Annotated in this window: 12 protein-coding genes; 8 read left to right on the top strand and 4 right to left on the bottom strand. The window is 43.5% G+C overall.

Annotation, left to right across the window (positions count from 1 at the left end):
* Positions 1-207 precede the first annotated feature (207 nt).
* The 4 genes from H6571_06740 (at position 208) to H6571_06725 (ending at position 5,385) form a co-directional block, all read left to right on the top strand.
* A complete protein-coding gene (locus H6571_06740; protein ID MCB9323422.1) occupies positions 208-1,041 on the top strand; it encodes a 1,4-dihydroxy-6-naphthoate synthase in 834 nt (277 codons plus the stop codon).
* 90 nt (positions 1,042-1,131) lie between these two features.
* Complete coding sequence (gene ald / locus H6571_06735; protein ID MCB9323421.1) at positions 1,132-2,244, top strand: alanine dehydrogenase; 1,113 nt, start codon at positions 1,132-1,134, stop codon at positions 2,242-2,244.
* A gap of 271 nt (positions 2,245-2,515) precedes the next feature.
* On the top strand, positions 2,516-4,162 hold the full coding sequence (locus tag H6571_06730; protein ID MCB9323420.1) for a hypothetical protein: 1,647 nt from the start codon (positions 2,516-2,518) through the stop codon (positions 4,160-4,162).
* Positions 4,163-4,170: 8 nt separating this feature from the next.
* Positions 4,171-5,385, top strand: a complete 1,215-nt coding sequence (locus H6571_06725; GenBank protein MCB9323419.1) for a radical SAM protein — start codon at positions 4,171-4,173, stop codon at positions 5,383-5,385.
* A 154-nt stretch (positions 5,386-5,539) separates the two neighbouring features.
* Here the strand turns inward: H6571_06725 and pruA are convergent, their stop codons facing one another.
* Positions 5,540-7,171, bottom strand: coding sequence for an L-glutamate gamma-semialdehyde dehydrogenase (pruA, locus tag H6571_06720; protein ID MCB9323418.1), 1,632 nt, complete (start codon positions 7,169-7,171; stop codon positions 5,540-5,542).
* Between the two features lie 671 nt (positions 7,172-7,842).
* On the opposite strand from pruA, the gene H6571_06715 reads away from it, so the two are divergent.
* Positions 7,843-12,273: an HYR domain-containing protein gene (locus tag H6571_06715; protein ID MCB9323417.1), complete on the top strand. Its 4,431-nt coding sequence runs from the start codon at positions 7,843-7,845 to the stop codon at positions 12,271-12,273.
* A gap of 70 nt (positions 12,274-12,343) precedes the next feature.
* Here H6571_06715 and H6571_06710 read toward each other — a convergent pair whose 3' ends face one another.
* A complete protein-coding gene (locus H6571_06710) occupies positions 12,344-13,027 on the bottom strand; it encodes a noncanonical pyrimidine nucleotidase, YjjG family (GenBank protein ID MCB9323416.1) in 684 nt (227 codons plus the stop codon).
* 285 nt (positions 13,028-13,312) lie between these two features.
* On the opposite strand from H6571_06710, the gene H6571_06705 reads away from it, so the two are divergent.
* Both H6571_06705 and H6571_06700 read left to right on the top strand, forming a co-directional pair.
* Positions 13,313-14,998 carry a hypothetical protein gene (locus H6571_06705; GenBank protein MCB9323415.1) on the top strand — a complete coding sequence of 562 codons (1,686 nt, stop codon included), beginning with the start codon at positions 13,313-13,315 and terminating at the stop codon, positions 14,996-14,998.
* Between the two features lie 176 nt (positions 14,999-15,174).
* On the top strand, positions 15,175-19,254 hold the full coding sequence (locus H6571_06700; GenBank protein MCB9323414.1) for a T9SS type A sorting domain-containing protein: 4,080 nt from the start codon (positions 15,175-15,177) through the stop codon (positions 19,252-19,254).
* Between the two features lie 20 nt (positions 19,255-19,274).
* Here H6571_06700 and H6571_06695 read toward each other — a convergent pair whose 3' ends face one another.
* Positions 19,275-21,491, bottom strand: a complete 2,217-nt coding sequence (locus tag H6571_06695; GenBank protein MCB9323413.1) for a tetratricopeptide repeat protein — start codon at positions 21,489-21,491, stop codon at positions 19,275-19,277.
* Between the two features lie 58 nt (positions 21,492-21,549).
* Positions 21,550-22,689 carry a galactokinase gene (locus H6571_06690; protein MCB9323412.1) on the bottom strand — a complete coding sequence of 380 codons (1,140 nt, stop codon included), beginning with the start codon at positions 22,687-22,689 and terminating at the stop codon, positions 21,550-21,552.
* 291 nt (positions 22,690-22,980) lie between these two features.
* Here H6571_06690 and H6571_06685 point away from each other — a divergent pair, with 291 nt between their 5' ends.
* Positions 22,981-24,438 (top strand): MFS transporter, encoded by a 1,458-nt coding sequence (locus H6571_06685; GenBank protein MCB9323411.1) that lies wholly within the window; start codon positions 22,981-22,983, stop codon positions 24,436-24,438.
* The last annotated feature ends 60 nt before the right edge of the window (positions 24,439-24,498 follow it).

Here is a 24,498-nt window from a genome sequence, read left to right as displayed (position 1 = left end):
AAAGGGCATTTGCTGTAAAATTACGCTTCTAAATGGTTAACTTTGCAACGGTTTTTTAATCGCCAGGGCAATTTACCGTATTGGCAAAGGAAACAACAAAGGTAAGTAAAGCGCAGGGATTAAAGATTTGCAGTTGGATTTATTTTTCAAAATGCTTTTTGCCAATCACGTCAACAGTCTGAAATTGAAACAAAAATCACATGGTCAATGAAATTATCGCTTGGGTTCTCACCCTGTCCAAATGACACTTTTATTTTTGATGCCATGATTCATGGAAAAATTGATACAGAAGGTATTGATTTTGAGGTTATTATGGCCGATGTGGAAGAGTTGAACCGTTTGGCCTTTGAAGGTAAGATCGATATTACCAAGTTGAGTTACCATGCCTTTGCCCATTTGTTGGGCCGTTATTCCCTGTTGGATGCCGGAAGCGCGCTGGGCAATAATTGCGGCCCTTTACTCATTGCCCGTGAGCAAATGGATGAAAACCAGGTCAAAAATGCCAGGATTGCGATTCCCGGAAAGTTTACTACGGCCAATTTTCTGCTCGGACTTGCCTACCCGGAGGCACAGAATAAAGAAGAAATACTTTTTTCCGACATAGAAAAAGCGGTGTTGGAAGGCGATTTTGATGCAGGGTTGATCATTCATGAAAATCGCTTCACCTATGCAGAAAAAGGATTGGTCAAAATACAGGATCTTGGGGAGTTTTGGGAACAAAAAACAGGGCTGCCCATCCCTTTGGGGGGCATAGTCGTCAATCAAAATCTGCCCTTCTCCCTAAAGGAAAAGATCAATCGGATCCTTGCAAAAAGTGTAACTTTTGCTTTTGAAAATCCAAAGGAAGCCTTGCCATTTATCCGGGAACATGCTCAGGAAATGGACGAATCGGTCATGTACGCACATATAGGTTTGTATGTGAACGAGTATACCAAAAACCTCGGGGAGAATGGTAAAAAAGCAGTACGTCATTTGTTTGAAATGGCCAGAGATAAGGAGTTGATCGGCCGGGAGGAAAAACCCGTTTTCTGGGATGAATAAACAGGCGGAGATGTCTGTTCAAAACATTGGAAATTGCTTTAATATTCTCTACTTTTGCCAAAATATTAATCAAAATAAAACCTGTCAAATATGATTATCGGAGTTCCAAAAGAAATTAAAAACAACGAAAACCGAGTAGCACTAACGCCGGGTGGTGCACTGGAATTGGTCAAAAGAAACCATACCGTTTATGTCCAGCACTCTTGTGGCTTAGGCAGTGGATTTACAGACAAGATGTATGTGGATGCCGGAGCCAAAGTACTTCCCACCATTGAGGAAGTTTATGGTATTGCTGAAATGATCATGAAAGTGAAAGAGCCTATTGAAAGTGAATACAAACTGATCAAAAAAGATCAATTGGTTTTTACTTATTTTCACTTTGCCAGTTATGAGCCATTGACACACGCAATGATAGCAAGTGATGCCGTTTGCCTGGCTTACGAAACGGTAGAAGCCCCGGATCGCAGTCTTCCGCTTTTGGTGCCGATGAGTGAGGTGGCCGGTAGAATGGCTATCCAGGAAGGCGCAAAATACCTCGAAAAACCCATCAAAGGAAAAGGGGTATTGCTCGGTGGTGTACCCGGAGTAAAACCCGGACAGGTTTTAATCCTCGGAGGTGGGGTTGTAGGAACACAGGCTGCAAAAATGGCTGCTGGCCTTGGAGCTATGGTTACTATTATGGATGTCAACTTATCCAGACTCCGTTATCTTTGTGATGTGATGCCGGCAAATGTTATTACCCGTTTTTCAAATGAATTGAACATCAGGGAATTGTTACCTTCCATGGATCTTATCGTCGGGGCCGTATTGATTCCTGGTGCCAAAGCGCCCAACCTCATCACCCGCGATATGCTCAAGTTGATGCAACCAGGTACTGTATTGGTGGATGTGGCGGTTGACCAGGGGGGCTGTATCGAAACCTGTGTACCGACCACACACGAAGATCCTACTTTTATCATTGATGATGTGGTTCACTATTGTGTGGCCAATATGCCGGGTGCGGTGCCTTATACTTCAACCATTGCCCTGACCAATGCTACCTTACCTTATGCCCTGAAACTGGCTGATAAAGGATGGCAAAAAGCCTGCCAGGAGGATGAATCGCTTAAAAAAGGACTCAACGTAGTCAATGGGAAAGTGGTTTATCAGGGAGTAGCCGATGCTTTTGGGTTACCTATGCATGATGTGGAAAGTTTGCTTTAAAAACAAGCTTTTTAAATATATTTAAAAAAGGATCGTCCCGAATTTTGACCCCGGTCAATATTCGGGACTTTTTTTTATAGACAGCATCTCCTGTTTTTTTTCGTGTGGAATGCCATCAAAAAACTACCACTTTTCAAATGTTTTTTTACCATAAATAAATTGTATTTTGACCAGGTATTTATTTTAGAATAGATATATAACCCTTTTGAACCTGGAATAGATCGGCTTTTGCTTTGAGAGAAATAATTTTTCCTTATCTAAATTTGCTACGATGAAAAACCTGTTTTCAAACCAAGCCAAAAGGTTTCTTGTTTACTTCCTGTCTGCACTATTGTTGTTCCAAACTACTTCCTGTCGTTATTTTTCGGTAGGATACGCGAACGCTCCTACAGATATTCCTACCATCTTTGAAATAGGGAAGGTGTACAAGAAGTTTATTGTGCATTCAGACAATAATGAGGTTTTTATTACGGATATTGAACTGGATTCTATTGCGCTCAGCGGGACCATTCAAAATATTGATAAACCCGTTTATTATGATGAATTTCGTTCATCGCGATATAAAAAATTTGAAAAGGACATCGTACACGAGGTGCATATCTATTTACGAAATTATACCATTTTGCTTCCCGGTCAAACGCAAATTCCTGTCGAAGACATTAAAGAGATCAGGATCATTGAGCAAAATACAGGAAAAACGGTAGCTTCATACGTTTTGGGAACCCTGGGCATTTTGGCAGGTACTTATGTTTTGCTCATTATCATTATTCTGCTCACCAAAAGTTCATGCCCCTACGTTTATGTAAATGATGGAGAAAGTTTTGTTTTTGAAGGAGAGACCTTTGGCGGTGCGATTCTGCAAAACCTGGAACGGGATGATTATATGCCTTTGCCTTCCATCCGTGCAGTGGATGGCACCTACCGCCTTCGAATAACCAATGAGTTGAAAGAAAAACAATACACAGACGTGGCTAGTTTAATGGTGATCAACCATCAAAAATCTGAAAAAGTACTCCTGGACAAATACGGTCAACCCTATTTGATCACCGCTGAGCAACCTCCTGAAAATGTCTACTCACTTTCAGGCACAGATGTAAAAAATACCTTGTCTTCGAGGGATCGTGATGTTTTTCTTTTTAATGAAACAGATTTTGATGAAAATGCAGTGGTGATGAAGTTTGAGAGGCCTGGAAATGTCCAAACCGGAAAACTGGTATTTACCGCAAAAAACTCCCTCTGGCTCGATTATTTATACGGATGCTTTAATGAAAAATTTGGCAGCAGGTATAATCCATGGGTGGATAAACATAAAAAAGATAGCCATGAAGAACGCCTTCAAAAGGTTGTGGAAAATGGTTTCCCTTTATCTGTTTATCTCAAGACAGACGCCGGGTGGAAATTGGTGGATTACCTGCATACCGTTGGCCCTTTGGCGGACCGCGAATTTGTGGTGCCCGTTGATCTCTCAGCGGTAACAGGAAAAGAAATTGAATTAAAGTTATCTACCGGATTCATGTATTGGGAACTGGATCATGTGGCCATGGACTTCACAGAAAATGAGGCTCTCAACATGACAGAGATCAAACCTCTTATGGCCGTTAATAATGACGGGGAAATAGTTACTGATTTGCTTGCAGAAAATGATAGGATTTACCTGGAACAAACCTCGGTAGGCGAAGTTGCAGAAGTCAGGTTTCTCGAGGTGCCCATACCGGAAGGAATGAGCCAGACGGTTTTTCTTCATTCAAGAGGATATTATGAATTGATACGTGATTACGAAGGGTTTCCTCAAATCACGGAACTCAACAAATTCAAAAAAGCAGGTTATTTCATGCAATTTTCCAGGGAAGAATACCTCAAATTCCTCCAAAAGGAAGAACCTTCACTGGCTTCGGATAATCCGGCAAATAATAACTAGATTCCATTATGGTGAAAATTAAGGAAAAACAGGGAAAAAGCGAGAAAGAGCTACTCATTATAGAACAACAGCCTTCGACTATAGTGAGCAACGGGTTGGAAATAAGGTGGATCCGATTCCGGGTATTAGCCCAATTATTGAGGATTTTTAATGCCAGGGTCGGGAATCCTTTTGCGACCTTTAAAGCCGTTAAAGGATTAAGAAAGAAATTCAAATCCATCCAGGGAGAAAAAATGCTCGTAAAACTTGCCAGGGTGGATGGGAAATACTTCTGGAAGCTGGGTTCCTCCTCTTTTCCTTCTGAAGCGTCCCGGTCCATGCAGCGTCGGGAAGCGGAAAGTTTGCTTTTTGATCAACCTTACAATGGCTTGAGAACCTTGTTTATTGCGATTACAAAAAAATGCACCTTGCATTGCGAGCACTGTTTTGAATGGGACAATCTCAACCAGCCGGAAAAACTCAGCGATGAAGACCTGATCGAATTGGTGCTGAAATACCAGGCATATGGCACTACCCAGATCATGCTTAGCGGGGGAGAGCCTATGCTTCGCCTGGACAGTATCTTTAAGATTCTTAAAAAGGCCCGGACAGGTACCGATTTCTGGATCATTACCTCGGGGATGGGGCTTTCCGAGCAGAATGCCGTTTCTTTAAAAGCTGCCGGGTTGACCGGTGTCATGATCAGCCTCGATCATTACAATGCGGAAGGGCATAATCGTTTCAGAGGCCATGAAAAAGCCTTCGAATGGGCCATTGGGGCGGCCCTCAACGCCAGGAAGGCCGGACTTGCCATTACCCTTTCTCTATGTGCGTCTAAAGAATTTGTCAATCCGGAGAGCCTCCGTTTATACATGGAGCTTGCTAAAAAACTGGGGGTAGCTTTTGTTCAGATTTTAGAACCCAGGGCAAGTGGAAGGTATGCCGGGCAGCAAGTCGCGCTTTCCGAAGCTCAAATCGATCTGTTGGAAAATTTATATACTGAATATAACAATCATCCCGATTACAAGGATTACCCCATAGTCAATTACCTGGGGTACCATCAACGCCGAATGGGGTGTTTTGGTGGCGGGAACAGGTTTTTTTATATAGATACCGACGGAGATGCCCATGCCTGCCCTTTTTGCACCGGTAAGGTCTGCAGTGCCCTTGAATTCTCTGCCGAAGATGCGGTGGCGCTTCTAAATCAGGGTCAGTGTCATACTTTTGAGAAAAGTGTTTTCTGACAAAAAACAGAAAATTTTAAAAACACAACCTTGAAAAAAATTCTTAGTGAATGACTTTTACAGGGTTGTATTTTTAAAATTTTCCATACAATATATTGGTAATCAATAAAATATTAAAAATGCTGAATGATTGTTTTGATGTATTTTCAATAAATTACTTCGCTCCCAAAAAAGGATAACGATAATCTACCGGAGAAACAAAAGTTTCCTTAATGGTACGTGGAGAAACCCAACGATATAAATTCAGTACAGAACCTGCTTTATCATTTGTTCCCGAACCTCTGGCACCACCGAAAGGTTGCTGGCCCACAACAGCCCCTGTTGGTTTATCATTGATATAGAAATTACCGGCAGCGTTTCTCAAAATATCTGTCGCCTGAATTACCGCGGCACGATCCTTTGAAAAGACGGCTCCGGTCAATGCATAAGGAGACGTTTCATCCATCAAATGAAGGGTTTCCTCCCATTTTGAATCTTCATATACATAAATCGTCAGCACGGGGCCGAAAATCTCTTCGCACATGGTGGTGTACTTAGGATCTTTAGCCAGGAGAACCGTAGGTTCGATAAAATAGCCTTTGGATTTGTCATAATTTCCGCCGGCAATCACCTCTACATCCTTTGAATTTTTAGCATTGGCGATATAGCCCGTGATGCTGTCAAAGGCCTTTTCGTCGATCACGGCATTGATGAAATTGGTAAAATCTTCCGGGCTTCCCATTTTGAAATCCGCCAAATCCGCTACCAGGTATTTTTTGACATCAGGCCACAAACTTTGAGGAATGTAGGCACGTGAAGCCGCAGAACATTTTTGTCCCTGGAATTCAAAAGCTCCACGGGCAAGTGCTGTGGCCACTTGTTTGGCATTGGAAGAAGGGTGGGCTATAACAAAGTCTTTACCGCCGGTTTCCCCAACGATACGGGGATAAGATTTGTATTTTGAAATATTGTCGCCAATGGTCTTCCAAAGGGTCTGAAAAACCCCGGTACTTCCGGTAAAGTGCAACCCGGCAAAGTCACGGTGGTTAAAAATGACGTCCCCTGCAACAGAACCCCTGACGAAAACCAGGTTGATGACTCCCGCGGGTAAACCTGCCTCTTCAAAAATTTCCATAATGACAGCGGCGGAGTAAATTTCAGTATCTGCAGGTTTCCACACCACGGTATTTCCCATCAGGGCCGGAGCGCCGGGCAGGTTTCCTGCGATGGACGTAAAATTGAAAGGCGTCAGTGCGAAAACGAACCCTTCCAAAGGCCGGTATTCCAGTCGGTTCCAGATGCCCGCAGCACTTTCCGGCTGGACGCTGTAAATTTCCGTCATGTATTGCACATTGAAACGCCAGAAATCACACAACTCGGCCACACAGTCGATCTCCGCCTGGAAGGCATTTTTGGACTGGCATAACATGGTGGCCGCATTCATTTTCGCGCGGTATGGTCCGGCGAGCAGGTCTGCAGCCTTGAGGAATATGGCGGCACGTTCTTCCCACGGCATGGCCGCCCAGGCATCTTTGGCTCTCATGGCAGCCTCGATGGCCATTTCAACGTGTTCAGCTTCTCCCCGGTGGAAATGCCCCAGCGTGTGGTTCAGTTCGTGTGGGGGATGAATAGAAACCAATTTACCCGATTGGACGGGTTTGCCGTCAATAAACATGGGAAGATCGAGTTGTTTTGATTTAGCCTCAGCTATGGCGGCTTTTAATTCGGCCTTCTCCGGCGAACCCGGAGCGTAGGACAATACGGGTTCGTTCTCTGCGATAGGTACTTCAAAAAATGCGTTTGCCATTATATATTGTTTTATTTACACCTGGCCGGCTTGTGGAACAGGTAGTTAGGTTTTATAGATCACCAGAGATTTTTGAGGTTGCTCACCTGCCTATTTCCCTGATTTTTTCTCGCTGCAAAGGTACATTTTGAGGAAATGAGATTCAAATTCCCAAAGGAAAAAGAAACGAATTCTTAAAAAAAATCAAAAAAATATTGTTAAGTGTTTTTTGATGTTAAATAAAGGCTTAACTTTGATCTTATTATTTTTTAGAATTGATCGAATGTTCTTTCAGACTCCCATGAAAATGAGGGCTGAAAATGTAAAATGCCTGACTAAAAGGCTTTCCCTTTCAAAAACACGTAACATTATTGCCAGGTTTCTGATCACTAGCTGATTGGAAATTCAATGACTTGTTTCTAATTTCTCCTTTTTATTTAGAATTCCCCCATAATTTTCCTTCGGAATTTTTCCGCAGGGTGGATTTTTTACATGACAATTTACACGTAATACACACTCGAATGTCTTTGGGGCAGGTATTGCCTGTCCAATATTTTGCTATATCCGGAATTTACCTTGATGTAAAAGCCACGGTTGTGCCTTTTTTGAAGATAAGAGTGGGGATACCGGATTTAACTTTGGAACAACAATTTTAATATAAAAACAATTTTTACCGAAAATCAAATTTAATTATGGGACAATCAAATTTTTACTCAATTGACAAAACAACAAAGAAAATCAGGGTAATGCTCCTGGGGATTTTCTTTTTTACTTTTTTGACTTTTTTACCTCAGGCCAGGGCCTCACATGCTCTCGGGGCAGAACTTACCTACACCTGCTTAGGAAATAATGATTACAGGATCACCTACAATTTTTTTAGAGATTGTGGTGGCATATCAATGGGAAGTACAGTGTCATTGAACTACCAGTCATCATGTGGATCCTCATCAATAACCCTAACCAGGGAATCGATAGAAGATATCACTCAGACATGCGGTACGGGAACCAGTGAATGCCAGGGAGGATCCATACCTGGTGTGGAAAAACACGTTTTCAGGGGAACTTTAAATTTACCGAGCAATAGCTGTATTTATACCATTAGTGTGAGTGTGAATGCCAGAAACAGTGTTATTACAACCCTTAATAATCCAGGATCTCAATCTCTCTACATCGAAGCTTTAATTTATAACAATGCATCGATTTGTAATAATTCACCCGTATTTTTGAACCCGGCCTCAGCAAGTGGTTGCGTAGGACAAGTGGTGAATTATAATCATGGTGTAACAGATCCAGATGGAGACCAATTGGTCTTTTCACTCGGTAATTGTTATGAAGGACCTGGGAATCCGGTTAATTATAATGCGGGCTACAGTGGAACGAGCCCCCTGGCCACATCGGGAGGAGTGTCCATTAATCCGAATACCGGTGCCATTACTTTTACCCCTTCATTTATTCAGGTAGGTGTTTTATGTGTAATCGTTAAAGAATACCGCAATAATGTTCAAATAGGTCAGGTCGTCAGGGATATTCAGTTTAATATAGGAAACTGTGGTGCTAATAGCGCCCCGACGGCTTCCGGGCCTTATTTGTATAATGCCACTCCAGGTCAGCAACTTTGTTTTAATATAAACGGAAGCGACCCTAACGCCGGCGACAAGGTTAAAATGTCGACCAATAATGGTATATCAGGAGGAAGCTTTTCTCCTTCCTTGCCTACCGGATTCGTAACCAATCCCTCTACCCAGTTTTGTTGGACACCCCAGCTATCAGACCAGAATCAAACGCACTTTTTTACCATTTCCGTTCAGGACGACAACTGTCCGGTAGCAGCCAGTAATACTTTTACTTACCAGGTTACGGTTGGGGCAGCCTGTAACGGCCCCATGGCGAGTTGTAAAAACAAAATCGTGTATTTGAACAGCAACGGGGTAGCTACTATTTCCACTTCGGATATCGACAATAATAGTACGTACGATTGTGGATTGGCGTCGATGGTTTTAAATAACAATACCTTTGGTTGTAATAACATTGGCAATAATAATACAGTAACCCTTACGGTTACAGATGATGAAGGGGCGACTTCTCAATGTACGGCCACAGTGACAGTGGTGGACAACTCAAAGCCTGTTCCCAATGTAACCAATCTTCCTACTGTCACCGGCCAATGTAGTGCTTCTGTAACGCCACCGACGGCGACTGATAATTGTGCGGGTACGATTGTAGGCACGACGAATTCACCGACAACCTATAATACACAGGGAACCTATAATATTACCTGGACCTACAATGATGGCAACGGAAATTCAAAAACACAGGTACAAACGGTAATCGTTGACGATACTATGAAACCTGTTCCAACAGTATCGAATCTCCCTACTGTCACCGGCCAATGTAGTGCTTCTGTAACGCCACCGAAGGCGAATGATAATTGCGCCGGTATGATTGTAGGCACGACGAATTCACCGACTACCTATAATGCCCAGGGCACGTTTTATATTACCTGGTCTTATAATGATGGCAATGGAAATATAGAAACCCAGGTTCAGACGGTAATCGTTGACGATACCATGAAACCTGTTCCGACGGTAGCGAATCTTCCTACGATCACGGGTCAATGTGGTGCTTCTGTAACGGCACCGAAGGCTAATGATAATTGCGCCGGTATGATTGTAGGCACGACGAATTCACCGACTACCTATAATGCCCAGGGCACGTTTTATATTACCTGGTCTTATAATGATGGCAATGGAAATATAGAAACACAGGTTCAGACGGTAATCGTTGACGATACGACCATGCCTGTTCCGAATGTAGCGAATCTGCCAACGATCACCGGCCAATGTGGTGCCTCTGTAACGCCACCGAAGGCTAATGATAATTGCGCCGGTATGATTGTAGGCACGACGAATTCACCGACAACCTATAATACACAGGGAACCTATAATATTACCTGGACCTACAATGATGGCAACGGAAATTCAAAAACACAGGTACAAACAGTAATCGTAGAGGATATAACCAAACCGGAAATTTCTTGTCCGACCAGTCCGATAACTGTTAGTAATGCTGCAGGCCAATGCGGTGCCAACGTGCCCTTCAACGTCAGTGCTACGGATAATTGTGGCGATGTAACCGTTGTCTGCACCATCGGTGGCGACAATGGCGGCGGCTCAGGCAACTGCGCTACCAACAACCTCAATCTCAGTCTGACTTTTGATAATTATCCTCAGGAAACGTCCTGGATGATCCTGCAATTGCCGCAAGAAATTATGGTCGCTTCAGGAGGCACCTATGGATCTGAACCGGATGGTTCCACGCTGAACATTCCGATCAATCTTCCGGATGGGGAATATCTGTTTTTGATCAAGGACTCTGCAGGAGACGGCATGTGCTGTACCTACGGCAGTGGTTCTTACGCCCTGTCCAGCAATGGACAGACCTTCGCCCAGGGAGGTTCGTTTTCTTCTTTTGAAAAGACGCCTTTCTGTGTGGAAACACCAGCACCAGGTGGCGGCCCGCTTACCGAGGTATCTTCAGGGGATTTCTTCCCGGTCGGAACGACTACCGTGACCTGTACGGCCACAGATGCAGCCGGCCTGACGGATGTTTGTACCTTTGATATTATTGTTAATGATACCCAGGCTCCATGGCTGACCACGCCTTGTCCTGGCAACATTACCCTTTGCGGAGCCCAGAATGTTTCCTGGACACCTCCTGCAGCGGATGACAACTGCGGTGTGGTTGCTTCGACGAATAATTACGACCCGGATGATTTCTTTGAAGTGGGTACCTATAATGTCGTTTATACCTTCTACGATGCCGCCGGCTTATCGGTATCTTGTAGTTTTACCATCACCATCAATCCGGTCCCTCAAGTGACGATCAGTCAGACAAACCTGCCGACCTGGTGCCAGGGCATCAAGGTGCTGACGGCCAATGTGCTGAATCCACAGGCGCTGACCTATCCGCTGACCTTTGCATGGTCTGACGGTTTGGGCGACAGCCCGACGGTTATTGCTCCGGCCAACGGCACTTATAGCGTTGTGGTGACGGATGCACTGGGATGTTCCACTGAAGTTTCGACGACCGTGAATGTGGATATTTCCACCCTGCTTTCTGCTTATACCATCATTTCCGGCCAGGAATTCGAGATGTATGAATCCGATGTCATCGGCGGCGGGGTTGGCATTAAAGATGCTGACGAAGCAGAAGTTTCCCAGAACTCCTCTATCCTGACTTTCATGAAGGCGAATGCCGCTGGTGTGACGGTGGATGGCAGCAGTTTTGTGAACAACTTCATCAATGCAGACTGGAATCTTCCGTATCCCCAGTTCCGAAGCAATCCATTTAATGACCTGAACAACGTTAATGTTCCTGCGAACATGACGATGACCCTTAGTGGAAGCCATTACGGTTATATTACGGTTGGAACAGGAGCTACATTGATCATGACCAGTCCAGAAGTATTCGTTAAGAACCTGGTAACGTCAAAAAATGCCACGATCATTTTCAATCAGCCAACAGAAATGATGATCAGAAAGAAAATGACCATAGGGCAGACCAATACGGTTAATCCTGACGGTTATACCAGTGTAATTTATGTGGCAGATGTTGCCCAGGTGGGACAGGGCTCGAATGTGACCTTGAGTATTTATGCTCCGGAAGGGCTGGATGTGAGTGATTCAGGGGCTACACTTACGACTTATATGACGGGTATTTTCATCAGCAACGACAGAGTGGTTTCGGATCACAACGTGGTGTGGAACTGGAACCTAAATTGCAGTTTCATCAACACCGGTGCACCAACCAACCCTAATTTTGCCGAATCAATTGATCCTGGACAGGTTGAATCCAATTTGTCACCAAAAGAAGGACTGAATATTTATCCGAACCCGACTGCCGGAATTTTACAGGTTGATGTAAGTAATTATGTGGGTAAATCCATAAGCATTGCCATTTACGATCAATTAGGAAGGGAGGTTTGGAATTATCAGAAAGAAGAATTGGTTGAATCCGTCATTAAGGTGGACATGACTTCAGGGGGTTACGTGAATAGCATTTACCTGTTGAATTTGCAGAGTGAAGGACAATCAGAAAGTGCCATATTTGTGTTAAGCAAATAAGAAAAAGGAAATCATTAATTTCTAATAATGACCCTGCGGTTCTCCGGATTTTCCGGGGAACCGTTTTTTTTTAAAGGAAGCGAGTCAATTGACCGATTTGATGTATGATCATGGTGGGATTGATCCCGTTTTCCAGGGATTTCTTTTCCGGATTATACCAGCAACTGTCCAATCCGTACTCCAACCCGCCGCGGATATCTGCATTGATATTATCTCCGATCATGAGTACCCTGGATTTATCGGGAAAACCGATCTCATTGAATACGTAATCAAAAAAAGCAGCATCGGGTTTGGCATGACCAATCTCGTCAGAAACAACGATTGTTTCAAAATAATGCCCGATCGTAGATTTTTTTAACCTGGGGCGTTGAACTTCCTTTAAACCATTGGTGACCAAAACCAGTTTATGGTTTTTACTCACCTCCTCCAAGAGTGCTTCTGCTCCGGGAATTAAAAAAGCACTTTGACTCAAATGCTCCAGGTATTCCCTGGCCACCCTGTCCACATCGGCCCTTATCCCCAGTTCCATGAAAAATAATTCAAAACGACGATTCCGAAGGTGCTCTTTGGCCAGTTCCCCATTTTCAAAATCCCGCCAGACTTCGTGGTTGATCACGCGATACGACTCTACATATCCATAGTTAAATTCAATACCCAATCCCTGGAGGGCCTGTTCCAGCGCAAAGGCTTCGGAAGTTTGGAAGTCGAATAGTGTATTGTCGGCATCGAAGAGCAGGTAGTCGTATTTTTGCATGGTGTTAGCTTAATTTATTGCAGGCAGCTATTAAGAAGGCAAATTTCAATAAAATAAAAGGAATAAAAGCCTTGTGAAGGGGATTAACTTTCAATTTACGAAAAAATCCTCCCCTTTTCAAAGGTATGAAGTAACTCCCGGGCATTTAGGGCGATACATACAAACGAGGAACAAAAAAGGGAGGCATCTTCAATTGAATTCGGTGCTCCGTATTTTACGTTTTTTGTATGTAAGATTAAATCTTGTTACTTTAGCGCTGTTGAATTACCTTAAAAAAAATCTTTTATGAAAAAATTCTCTATTTCAGTTGTATTGATGTTGGTTTTTATTGTGGGAGCCTCAGCACAGGAAAGTTCCTCCCTGGAAGAAGCATTAAAAAACGCAAAGGATCTGTTCCGGGAAGTCAGTACAAAAAACTACACTTACCGCCAAACCTTAAAATGGAACCAGGAGTTTCCTTATAAACTTACGTACATACAGGACAGGCAAGGGAAAAAAGGAACAGAATCTATTCTCTTTGAGTTTAGTTTAAGGGATATTGATCTCAATACCATCAAGGTAGAGGATCAAAAGGACATGATGGTTGTGAATTTTTTTATTGAAAACCGGCAAAAGCTAATTAAAGTATTCCAGGGAGATGAGCAGCAAAAATATATTAATGAATTGGAATTGGTTGCCCTGGATGCAGATAACGGAAGGGCGCTTGAATCTTTCCTTAAAGAAGCCATTCCGCTCGCCAGGGAAATAAAATCGGTTTGTGCCCCGGCTACTTTCGAGGAACGGCTGACCTGGCTTCAGGACAATATTTCGACTTTTACGGTGAATGAAACAACGTTCGATCAGCATTTCAAAACTGAAGGAAAGGGTTCTTCCATGATTGAATACAGCCTCGTGGAACGCGGCAAGAAAACGATGGAAGAACACTGGAAAATAAACTTAACCGACCTGGATGAACGTAAGGTATCCCTTGAAATTAAAGATACTGAGGTATTTGTGGAAGTGGAAACCAAAGGCAATCTCAAATATATTTATTATGAAAAAGATGGAGCTCAGGGGAATTACACAAACAGCGTCAAATTTATGGTCAATGATTTCGAAAAGGCCAAATGTATGATGTCAGTACTGGAAGAAGCCATTAAAGCAAGTGCGCCCATTGATAAGGCCAAATATCCTGAGATTACTTCTTTGGACCAGGCCCTGGGATTGCTGACAGATCATTTAAAGGACATTCATTCAGGGGAGGATAAAACTTCACAAACACTCCAGGCTTCCTGTAATACTGAATTTACCGTTATTGAACAAAAATCAAAAGGGGATCCATCAGAGGAGAAATCCAAATTTAATTTAATCGACATTGAGCCAAAATCAATAGAGATCAAGGTGAAAGGAAAAGAAATTTCCGTGGCATTCGATACAGGAAAAGACAAACTTGTGCAACCTTTTAAAAACGGAGAACTACAGAATTACACCAATGATGTAACCTTTTTAGCTACAAATACTGAAAATGCTAAAATGCTGGCCTATATTTTACCGGAAGCCGTAAAACTATGCGGTGACCAAAAAGGGTTTGAGCCTGCTGAAAAAGCAAAAGATAATCTTGAATGGATAACAGGTAAATTGTCTGATAAAGTTGAAAGCAATCTTGAACAATCCATTAAAATGATCGAAGAGACAGATTGTAAGTGGCAGTTTACCACGATTGAGCAGGGCAAAAAAGAAGATACCCGGGAAGTTTATGAATTTAATTTGATAGACCTTGACGAGGAAGCTGTCCGGTTTAAAATTTCAGGGAAAACCTTGTCTGTGGAGATTCCTTCGAAAAGAGGGGCAAAGAACATAAAATACTATAAAAACGGAGAGCCTGGAGATTACCAGAATTCCTTTTTGATCAGGATGCAAAATGTGGAAGATGCCAGGAATTTGATCCGTATTTTTCAAACGAGCATAAAAGCCTGTAAGGCGGGGCAGTAAAAAAGGGCGTATTAAAAAATATATTTCAAGAAAGATAGAGTACCGTAAATTCTTATTGTCTATTTTGGATGCGCGTGTAATATTTCCACTTTTCCAACACGTTTTCTCCTTAATTTTCTTTCCCGGATTGGGTTATAAATTAAAACTGCTCATTTTTAAATTACAGATAATTGAACATGAATAAATTTTTATTATTACTCGTAGCAGTTTTAGGGATTGCTTTTGGGCAAAATGCTTTTGGTCAATGCAATTATTCTCTTGAAATGAATGATGTTTTTGGAGATGGCTGGAATGGAAATACTATGGATGTTTTGGTTAACGGTATTGTCGTTTTGGATGATGTAACCATAATTAATGGCTACCAGGCCATTTTGATTTTTCCGGTAACCTACGGAGATGACATCACCACCCTTTGGAACGGAGGCGGACAATATGGCTATGAAACCTCTTACAGAATACTGGATAATGATGGCAATGAAGCCGCAGCCGCAACCGGAACGAATATTACTTCCGGAACAATAACAGCAAATTGCCCGACATGTCCTGCTCCCTCTGAATTAACCGCCACTAATATTACCAACACGGGGGCAACGCTGGGCTGGACAGAAGGTGAGTCAGCCATGTCCTGGGATCTGGAGATTGTTTTATCAGGCAATCCACCAAGCGGCATTCCAACGCAAAATGATATAAATACCAATCCATTTCTATGGACAGGGGCAACTTCTCCCACGAGTTATGATTTTTATGTGAGAGCTGATTGTGAAGCCGATGGCGGCATAGGGCAAAGTGGTTGGGTAGGTCCTTTTACTTTTACCACGCTTCCCGGATGCGGTGACTCCTGGTATGATACAGGTGGGGCAGGAGCAGATTATTTTGATAATGAAAGTATTCAAACGACGGTTTGCCCCGATGTAGGAGGGGAAGTGATCAGTGCCGACTTTGCCAGCTTTATGACAGAAAGCGGCTTTGACGGAATGGTCATTTACAATGGGAATAGCATCATGGATCCCATTATTTCCAGCGGACTTCCCGCCGGAGAGGATCCCACTACTTGTCCTGAAGGATCTTTCTATGGAGCAACCTCCCCCGGTATAGTGACGTCCACTGCAGCTAATGGGTGTTTGACCTTTTTGTTTAGATCCGATGGGGCCACCACTGATTCCGGCTGGGAAGTGACTTTTGCTTGTTTGCCGAACCCGGATTGTTTGCCCCCTTCTCCCTTGACAGCAACAAATATTAACGGTTCAGGTGCGGATCTCGGCTGGACAGAAAACGGTTCTGCCGGTCTTTGGGATTTAGAAATAGTTCCGGCGGGTTTTTTACCAACCGGAGTGCCATCGTTTAATAATGTTAATACCAACCCATTCCACTGGACAGGGGCAGATTCTAATACGAGTTATGATTTTTATGTAAGATCTGATTGTGAGGCCGATGGAGGAACAGGACAAAGTAGCTGGGCGGGGCCTTTTACCTTTACTACGCTTCCCGGATGTGGCGATAATTGGTATGACACAGGAGGATCCACAGGGGAATATTCAAATGATGAAAGTATCCAAACTACTGTCTGCCCAACTATGGGAGGGGACGTAATAACTACCGTATTTACCAGTTTTAATACAGAATATGGCTTTGACGGAATGGTCGTTTACAATGGAGCTGCCATTACGGATCCCATCATCGCCAGCGGGCTGGGGGTGGGTATTGATACCATTAACTGTCCTGCCGGATCCTACTACGGGACCACCTCCCCGGCAACGGTTACCTCTACTGCACCAAATGGATGTTTGACCTTTTGGTTTAGATCTGATGGAGCGACTACCAGCACTGGTTGGGAAGCGACATTCTCTTGTACCCTTCCTCCTGAATGTGCCGCGCCCTCAACATTGATCGCCACCACAATTACCTCTTTAGGGGCAAATCTCGGCTGGACAGAAAACGGTACGGCTACCCATTGGGATATAGAAATTGGCGCATCAGGATTTTCGCCTACGGGTATTCCGACCTATGAAGATGTCGATACAAATCCATTCCAATGGTCGGAAGGAGCTTTTGAAACGAGTTATGATTTTTATGTAAGGACTGATTGTGAAGCCAGCGGAGGGGTAGGGCAAAGTAATTGGGTAGGTCCCTTCACCTTTACAACTTTGTGCGGAGTTTATGTTCCTGATTATGCACAGGATTTTTCAACCTTTCTTCCAAATTGCTGGGAAGTAGGAAAAGGGCCATTGTCCGGTCCAACCACAACTGGTGTTTCCGGATGGAAAGCCGATGGTTTTGCCAATAATGGAGAAACAGGCGCTATAAAATTCAATATTTGGAAGAACGATGATGAAGATTGGCTTATTTCACCGACATTCGACCTGACCGCAGGAGGTTTCATTTTGAACGTGGACGTTGCCGTAACAGGCAATGGCAACACACTACCTTCTGACATGGGGTCTGATGACCAGGTATTGTTAATGCAGTCTACGGATGGAGGGGGCAACTGGACTACTATTCATTCCTGGGATGTCAATAATACGCCCTCTAACGTTGGCGACAACATTTTTGTGGATATCAGTGCCCTGACAAGTGCTACGGCCGTTTTTGCTTTTTATGTAAATGAAGGCTCGGTGGAGGATTTGGAGAATTATGACTTTTTTGTGGATAATTTTAAGATTCAGCCTCCTCCACCGGAGAATAATGACTTGTGCAATGCCACTCCGTTGATCCTCGGAACCCCCTGTTCAGGGGACATCTATTCCAATATTTATGCTACGGTAGAAACTTATGAACCTGTTGGAAATTGCTCTGCGGGCATCACTAATTCCGTGTGGTTTTCTTTTGCAGCGCCTCCTTCTGGCAGGGTGACCATCACCACAGATATAGCTCCCGGAGATATCGGCGATACGGAAATTACCGTTTATGGAGAGGGCGTCGGGTTTGAGTGTTCGGATTTAAATACATTAAACAGTCAATTAGGGTGTGATCAGGATAATGGTACGGTAGTAAGTCCAGGCACTATGTCGGTTTTATCTTTAAATTGTTTAACTCAAGGTGCTTTTTATTACATTCAAGTGGATGGCGGAAATGATTCGATTGGGCATTTTTGTATCGAGGTGGCCGATGAGGGATACTTTCCGGTTGTGCCCGCCTCTTCATTATCCATTACCTCTGATTCTTCCTGTATTGACGGGGCATGGACACATTTTTTCCATTCCTCCAATAACGAAATTTTACTTTCATTGAAAATAGGAAGTACCGGAGCTATTATTCCCAATGATGGGGTAACGATTGACCCCGATGGCGCTTCTGATGCCTTCTGGGTGCCTTCGGTTCCCGGGAATTTGGTGGACAATGGCATGGGGGCAGCATTTATGAAAAGAAAATGGTCCGTATCCCCGACGACGGATCCGATAGGTGCGGTTGGGGTAAGGTTTTATTATACTACGGAAGAGTACGAGGCTATTAATGCAGAAATCGTCAACCAGGCAGGTACACCGTTGTCAGGACATACCGATTTGAGATTTTTTACCATAAATAACGGCTCAGATCCTTTTTCCGTTGGTTCCCTTTCAAATGCCGATGGTATAGAATTGTACCACGGAGCGCCGAGTACCACTTCCTGGACACATGGGATGTATAACGGACAACATTATGCCGAGTTTTTGGTGGACGGATTTTTTGGCGGTGGCGGCGGTGGCGGCGCACCAGGTGGTGTTGCACTTCCGGTCGAACTCCTTTCTTTTTCAGGAAAAGAGATGGAAAAGTACAATTTGCTGGAATGGATTACCGCTTCTGAAGTCAATACCAAAGTGCATGTCCTTGAACGCTCGACAGACGAAATCAATTTTTTCGAAACCATTGGACAGTTAAATGGCGCGGGGAACAGTAATCACCCTGTGAGTTATCAATTGCGGGATAATGCTCCCTTGTTTAAGGGGTTTTATCGTTTAAAAACCATTGATTTTGACGGTAGGGAACATTATTCCAATATAATCAACATTGAAAGAAAAGACGGGGAAGAAGGTATTTTAAATATCTTCCCAAATCCTGTCAAAGACCAATTAACGATTCAAATATTGGCTTCCGCCACAGGACCTGGAAATTTCTCTTTGACAGATGTTGCAGGAAGGAAATTAATGGAAGCAAAAATCGTGGTAGAGAAGGGATTAAATGTACATACATTTGATTTGAGTAACCTTCCGGCCGGCATATATTATTTATCCTATAAAAATGGGAAAGTTCAAACCTTTAAGCGGGTAGTGAAAGGATAGTGTAAGAATCATATTTCTTTTTACCGGCCTGTCAACCTTTGCAGTACCTGACGATATTCTGTATTGTCAGGAGATATCTTGAGGAGTAACTGACAGGTCTTTAAGGCTTCTTTTTTTTGATCAAGCTTCATCTCTCCAAGTAGTTTCACGTAGAGCAATTGCTCATTCTCCGGAAAGATTTCCAGTCCTTTGTTGAGTATGTCAACAGAGGACTGGTTTGATTTTTCTTGCTGAAGCAACAAGGCATAATTGTAAAAGGCCCGTAGATTGGGAGGGTTTTTACTACAGGATTTTTGCATGTATTCTTTCGCTTTTTCCCTATTTCCCGTTTCATTATAAAGCAGTCCGAGCATATAAAACGCATAGCTGAAATCCGGTTCCTGTTCCGTTACCTTCAGGTAAAGTGCTTCAGCTTCTTTTACCATTCCATTGCGGTAAAGCAGAAGGGCCAGGTTCATTCGGGCCGGATTAAAAAAGCCATCCTTATTGATTGCTTTACGGTAAGCGGCAATCGCTTGATTGGTCTCTCCTTTAGCTTCGTAATAGAGGGCCAGGTTTTGCTGACCGGTGGCGAAATCTGCGTTGATTTTTAAACTGTTCAGGTATTCCTGATGAGCCGCTTCAAAGCCATCTATGTCGGCCTCGGCTGTTCCCGACATGACCATATTCCTGGCCGCTGCGATTCTGACCAATCGCGATTCATCTTTGAGCAGCGGGAGCAGCAGGGAGGTGAAATTGCCGCCTGTTCCATTCAAGGCATTGACCGCTTCTTTCCTGACGAGGGCTGAGCTATCTTTTAAAAACAACCTTATTTCATCCATATCTTCCGGAATTAAGCCGGCTGCAAAATAGTTGAGGGCAGTTGCCCTGGCAATATCCGGGTATTGTGTATCCCCGATCAATTGTTTTAATGCTCCCCGATTCCCGTTTTGGCCACTCAGCAATAAGTCCGAAAAGTGTTCCGGACGTTTGCGGCCGTATTTTTCAACAATGAAGTTGCTCGCCCATTGGGCACTTTGATCGATATGACAATTATTACAGGCATTGGGTGTGCCATAAGCAACCGTTTGGTCGGGACGCGGAACCCTGAAACTGTGGTCTCGGCGGAAGTCATTGCCCATATAGTAACGTCCTGTCATATGGCAGTTGATGCACTGACTGGCCTCGGTGTCGGCTTGATGAAAATGATGGGTCGGGCTATTATAGTCTTTAGTGGTATGACACTCCAGGCAAAGTGCGTTGCCGGGTTTTTTTAACTTCAACGAATGTACGTCGTGACAATCCCGGCATGAAACCCCATTGTGGTACATTTTACTTTGAGTAAAAGAGCCGTAAACGTAATCTTCATCGAGTATTTGGCCGTCAGCTTCATAGAGCCCTTGCGTAATTAATTGAGGATCATAGTGATCTAAAAAATTTCCGGTATAATCATAATAAGCGGTCAGTTGCCCCCTTCTCGAGTGGCACCTGGCACATTCATCTACCAAATTTTTTGATGGCAAAGAGGAATTCATTTTAAGTTTTGGGATTTTTCCGCCAAGGGTATCACCGGTTTTTTTATAATAACCCACATGAAACCCTGCCGGTCCATGACAAGCTTCGCAGGCTACATTGATTTCACTAAAGGTGGTGTTAAAAGTATTGGAAGCATCATCGAAATTTTTACGTAAATCCGTTGAATGGCAATCGGCACAAGCCGTATTCCAGCGCATGCCCCCGCCCGTCCAGTGGATCCATTCATCCGGCTGAAGATTCATATCGGGTTGGAGGTGGAACCATTGGTGGTCTTTGCTGTCCCAGGCGATATCCAGGCACTGGTAGGCGCCGTTTGGGAAGGAGACAATGTACTGTTGAAGAGGGAAGAATCCGAAAGTGTAAATAATTTTATAGTCATGGGGCTTTCCGTCCTGACCGGGCGTATTGACATAAAAATCATTTCCTTTTTTGAAAAAGCGGGTCGTTATCTTTTTGTGAACAAAGGTAGCATTGTCGAAATTCCCTAAAACAGTCACTGAATCCGCCATTTTCATTGCCTGGTCATGATGGGAACCTTTCCAACTAAGGTATTCCTGCTGGTGGCAGGAGATACAACTTTCGGTTCCTGCAAAAGCGGAAGAATGATTTTCAGGGAGATTGATGTCTTTTCCATTGTCCTGTGGATTGCAAGCCCAAAAGGAGGTTAAACCCGTTAAAAAAAGCAAAAAGATAACATGGCCAAATTTTGGATGAAGGTTCATTGCAGGATCAATAATTTTAAATGCTCGCTTTTCCGCCAAGTGTTCTTAACTTTTCGGTTTAATAAATGGCTTTTGTTCCATCTCCGATAGATACAGAAATCGGGGTAACCTCAATGCCAAACTTATCGTGATAACTTTTGGCTATCCATTGGGTGAAAGAGTCCAGCTTATCTTTTCGGAGGATACTGATGGTACAGCCGCCAAAACCTCCGCCCATCATCCGACTTCCCAAAACATAATCCTTATCGAGCGTTTGTTTCACCAGGAAGTCCAGTTCGGGGCAACTCACCTCATAATCATGTTGCAGGCTGAAATGCGACTGGTAAATGAGTTCCCCCAGCAATTTATGATCTCCCTGCTGCATGGCTTCAGCCGCCCGTAATACCCTTTCATTTTCAGATACTACATGATGACAACGTCTGAAAATGATTTCCTCCAGTGCCGATTTGTTATCTTCCAGTTGTTGCAGGCTGATATCCCGAAGGTTTTTGATGCCCGGGTATATCTTTTTTAAATGGGCGACCCCCGTTTCACATTCAGCGCTCCGTGTGTTGTATTCTGAAGAAGCCAGGCTGTGAGAAACGTTGGTGTTGAGTAACAACAATTGGTATTCACCAAGTTCAAGGGGAAAATATTGATATTCCAGCGTTCTGCAATCGAGCAAAATGACCTGGTCTTTTTTTCCCATCATGCTGGCAAACTGGTCCATGATGCCGCATTTTGTACCCACAAAATGATGCTCCGCCATTTGGGAAGCTTTGATCATCTGATCCTTACTCAACCCGAGGTCAAACAATTCATTGAGTGCCAGGGCAAAACTGCATTCCAGGGCTGCAGAAGAACTCATGCCGCCGCCAAGAGGCACATCTCCACTGAAACTGGCATCAAACCCTTTTATGTTGGCGCCCAATTTTTGCAATTCGGAAATGACTCCCATCACGTAATTCTGCCATCCCGGGGCGATGGGGGAGAATCGGTGGAGATCCATTGTATGGGTTTCGTTGAAATTGTCAGCCTTGATGTTGGCCGTTTGTTCAGACCCATTGCGTTTCATGTGTACCTTAACCATCTTGTCAACTGCCGCCGGAAATACAAATCCGTCATTGTAGTCTGTGTGTTCACCAATGATATTGATTCTCCCCGGAGATTGAACGGTAATGGAATCTTTTGTCAGATTTGCCTTTGTCTGATCTGTCATATTCGATTGGTTTTAAATGAACGATCGCCAACAATAATTTCGGCTAAAATACTAAAAAAGATTGGCTTATCATTTGATTTTGCCAGTTCCTTAACGGCTTATTTTTTAACATTTTTATCAAGAGGTTTTTTTAAGAAAAATCCAAAATAAATGATTGATCCATGTGGAATTTCATGGATATTAATTAGATTTACCTGAATAACGCAATCGATTGCAATTTTTTGAGCGTTCTTTTAACAACCATTGGCAACATCATATTCATGGTGTTCCATTAAAACGAAAAGGCAGCAGATGAAAAACACAATTTTACCAAAACTCAGCGTTAAAGAAAAAATCGGCTATTCGCTTGGTGACCTTGCCGCTAACCTTGTTTTCCAGACCCTGATCACCTATCTCGCATTTTTTTACACGGATATTTACGGGCTCACCGCAGAAGATTCATCGATCATTATATTGACGGTAGGACTGATCGCTGCTTTTGGGTTTAATCCGATTATCGGAGCTTTGGCAGACAGGACTTACAGCCGTTGGGGAAAATTCCGCCCATGGATTTTGTTTACCGCCCTTCCATTGGGCGTAGTGGCATTACTGGCATTCAGTACGCCAGATTTTTCATACAAAGGGAAGTTCATTTATGCGATCGTGACTTACGCATTGTTGTTGTTATTGTATGCTGCCAACAATTTGCCTTATGCCTCCCTGAGTGGAGTAATTACGGGAGATATGGGCGAGCGAAACAGCATATCTTCCTATCGCTTCGTTGCGGTGATGTTTGCTCAATTCTTTGTACAAGTTTTTATGTACCCGTTGATCCTGAGTGTAGGCGGAGGAGATAAGGCGATTGGGATCGAAAAGGTAATGACCTACCTGGCCATCATTGGAACCATCATGTTGTTGATCACCTTTTTTACCACCCGGGAGCGCATTGTCCCTTCACCGGAACAAAAGTCCAGTCTGAAGGAGGACCTGTCTGACTTATTCAAAAACAAGCCCTGGATAATCATGCTTTTTCTCACGATACTGGTTTTCATTACCCTTGCCATGAAAGGCGGATCGTATGTTTATTATTTTGAAAATTATGTAGATAAGGCTACTCTGACCAAATTTATCCAACCTGTTTTGACCTTCCTCTCGGGAATCGGAGTCAACTTTTTAGGCGAAGACCCCGTATCTGCAGGCTTCGGGCTGTTCAATGGGGGAGGGATTATTTTTATGATCGTGGGGATTACCCTTTCAAAAAGATTGGCCGATAAATATGGTAAACGAGATGTTTTTGGCATAGCTTTATTTAATTCCACCCTTTTTATTTTGGCTTTTTACTTGTTTCCACCAAAGTCGGTGGGCATGATGTTCGGCGCACAAATAATGCATGGATTTTTCTACGGAGTTACGATTCCCATCCTTTGGGCGATGATAGCGGATGTGGCGGATTATTCAGAATGGAAAAACAACAGGCGCGCAACGGCCATCATTTTTTCTGCAATGATGGTGGGCCTGAAAACCGGATTGAGTATTGGAGGAGCCCTGCTCACTTCCATCTTGGGATGGTCCCACTATATTCCGAACGATTCCGCTGTTGCAGACCAAATCATTACTCAACCAGACTCGGCTGTCCACGGAATCAAGCTATTGGTAAGTGTTTATCCCTCCATTCCTTTTTTGATTGGCGTGGCCCTTTTGTTTTTTTACGAGATCAATAAAAAGATGGAAACCCAAATTGAGCAGGATCTTTTGGCCAGAAGAAATTAAATTTTTCCTAAAGGAAAAGCCTGAACAAGAATAAGGAATACGGTGAACCCTCCCGCCCTG

Source organism: Lewinellaceae bacterium, from assembly GCA_020636105.1.
In the GTDB taxonomy this organism is placed as follows: domain Bacteria; phylum Bacteroidota; class Bacteroidia; order Chitinophagales; family Saprospiraceae; genus BCD1.
This window is presented reverse-complemented; position numbering and strand designations above follow the sequence as displayed.

Coding starts and splice junctions, on each gene's coding strand:
- H6571_06715 (MCB9323417.1), top strand. CDS start 7,843: ATGGGACAATCAAATTTTTACTCAATTGACAAAACAACAAAGAAAATC.
- H6571_06740 (MCB9323422.1), top strand. CDS start 208: ATGAAATTATCGCTTGGGTTCTCACCCTGTCCAAATGACACTTTTATT.
- H6571_06725 (MCB9323419.1), top strand. CDS start 4,171: ATGGTGAAAATTAAGGAAAAACAGGGAAAAAGCGAGAAAGAGCTACTC.
- H6571_06690 (MCB9323412.1), bottom strand. CDS start 22,689: ATGACAGATCAGACAAAGGCAAATCTGACAAAAGATTCCATTACCGTT.
- H6571_06685 (MCB9323411.1), top strand. CDS start 22,981: ATGAAAAACACAATTTTACCAAAACTCAGCGTTAAAGAAAAAATCGGC.
- H6571_06710 (MCB9323416.1), bottom strand. CDS start 13,027: ATGCAAAAATACGACTACCTGCTCTTCGATGCCGACAATACACTATTC.
- H6571_06730 (MCB9323420.1), top strand. CDS start 2,516: ATGAAAAACCTGTTTTCAAACCAAGCCAAAAGGTTTCTTGTTTACTTC.
- pruA (MCB9323418.1), bottom strand. CDS start 7,171: ATGGCAAACGCATTTTTTGAAGTACCTATCGCAGAGAACGAACCCGTA.
- H6571_06695 (MCB9323413.1), bottom strand. CDS start 21,491: ATGAACCTTCATCCAAAATTTGGCCATGTTATCTTTTTGCTTTTTTTA.
- H6571_06705 (MCB9323415.1), top strand. CDS start 13,313: ATGAAAAAATTCTCTATTTCAGTTGTATTGATGTTGGTTTTTATTGTG.
- ald (MCB9323421.1), top strand. CDS start 1,132: ATGATTATCGGAGTTCCAAAAGAAATTAAAAACAACGAAAACCGAGTA.
- H6571_06700 (MCB9323414.1), top strand. CDS start 15,175: ATGAATAAATTTTTATTATTACTCGTAGCAGTTTTAGGGATTGCTTTT.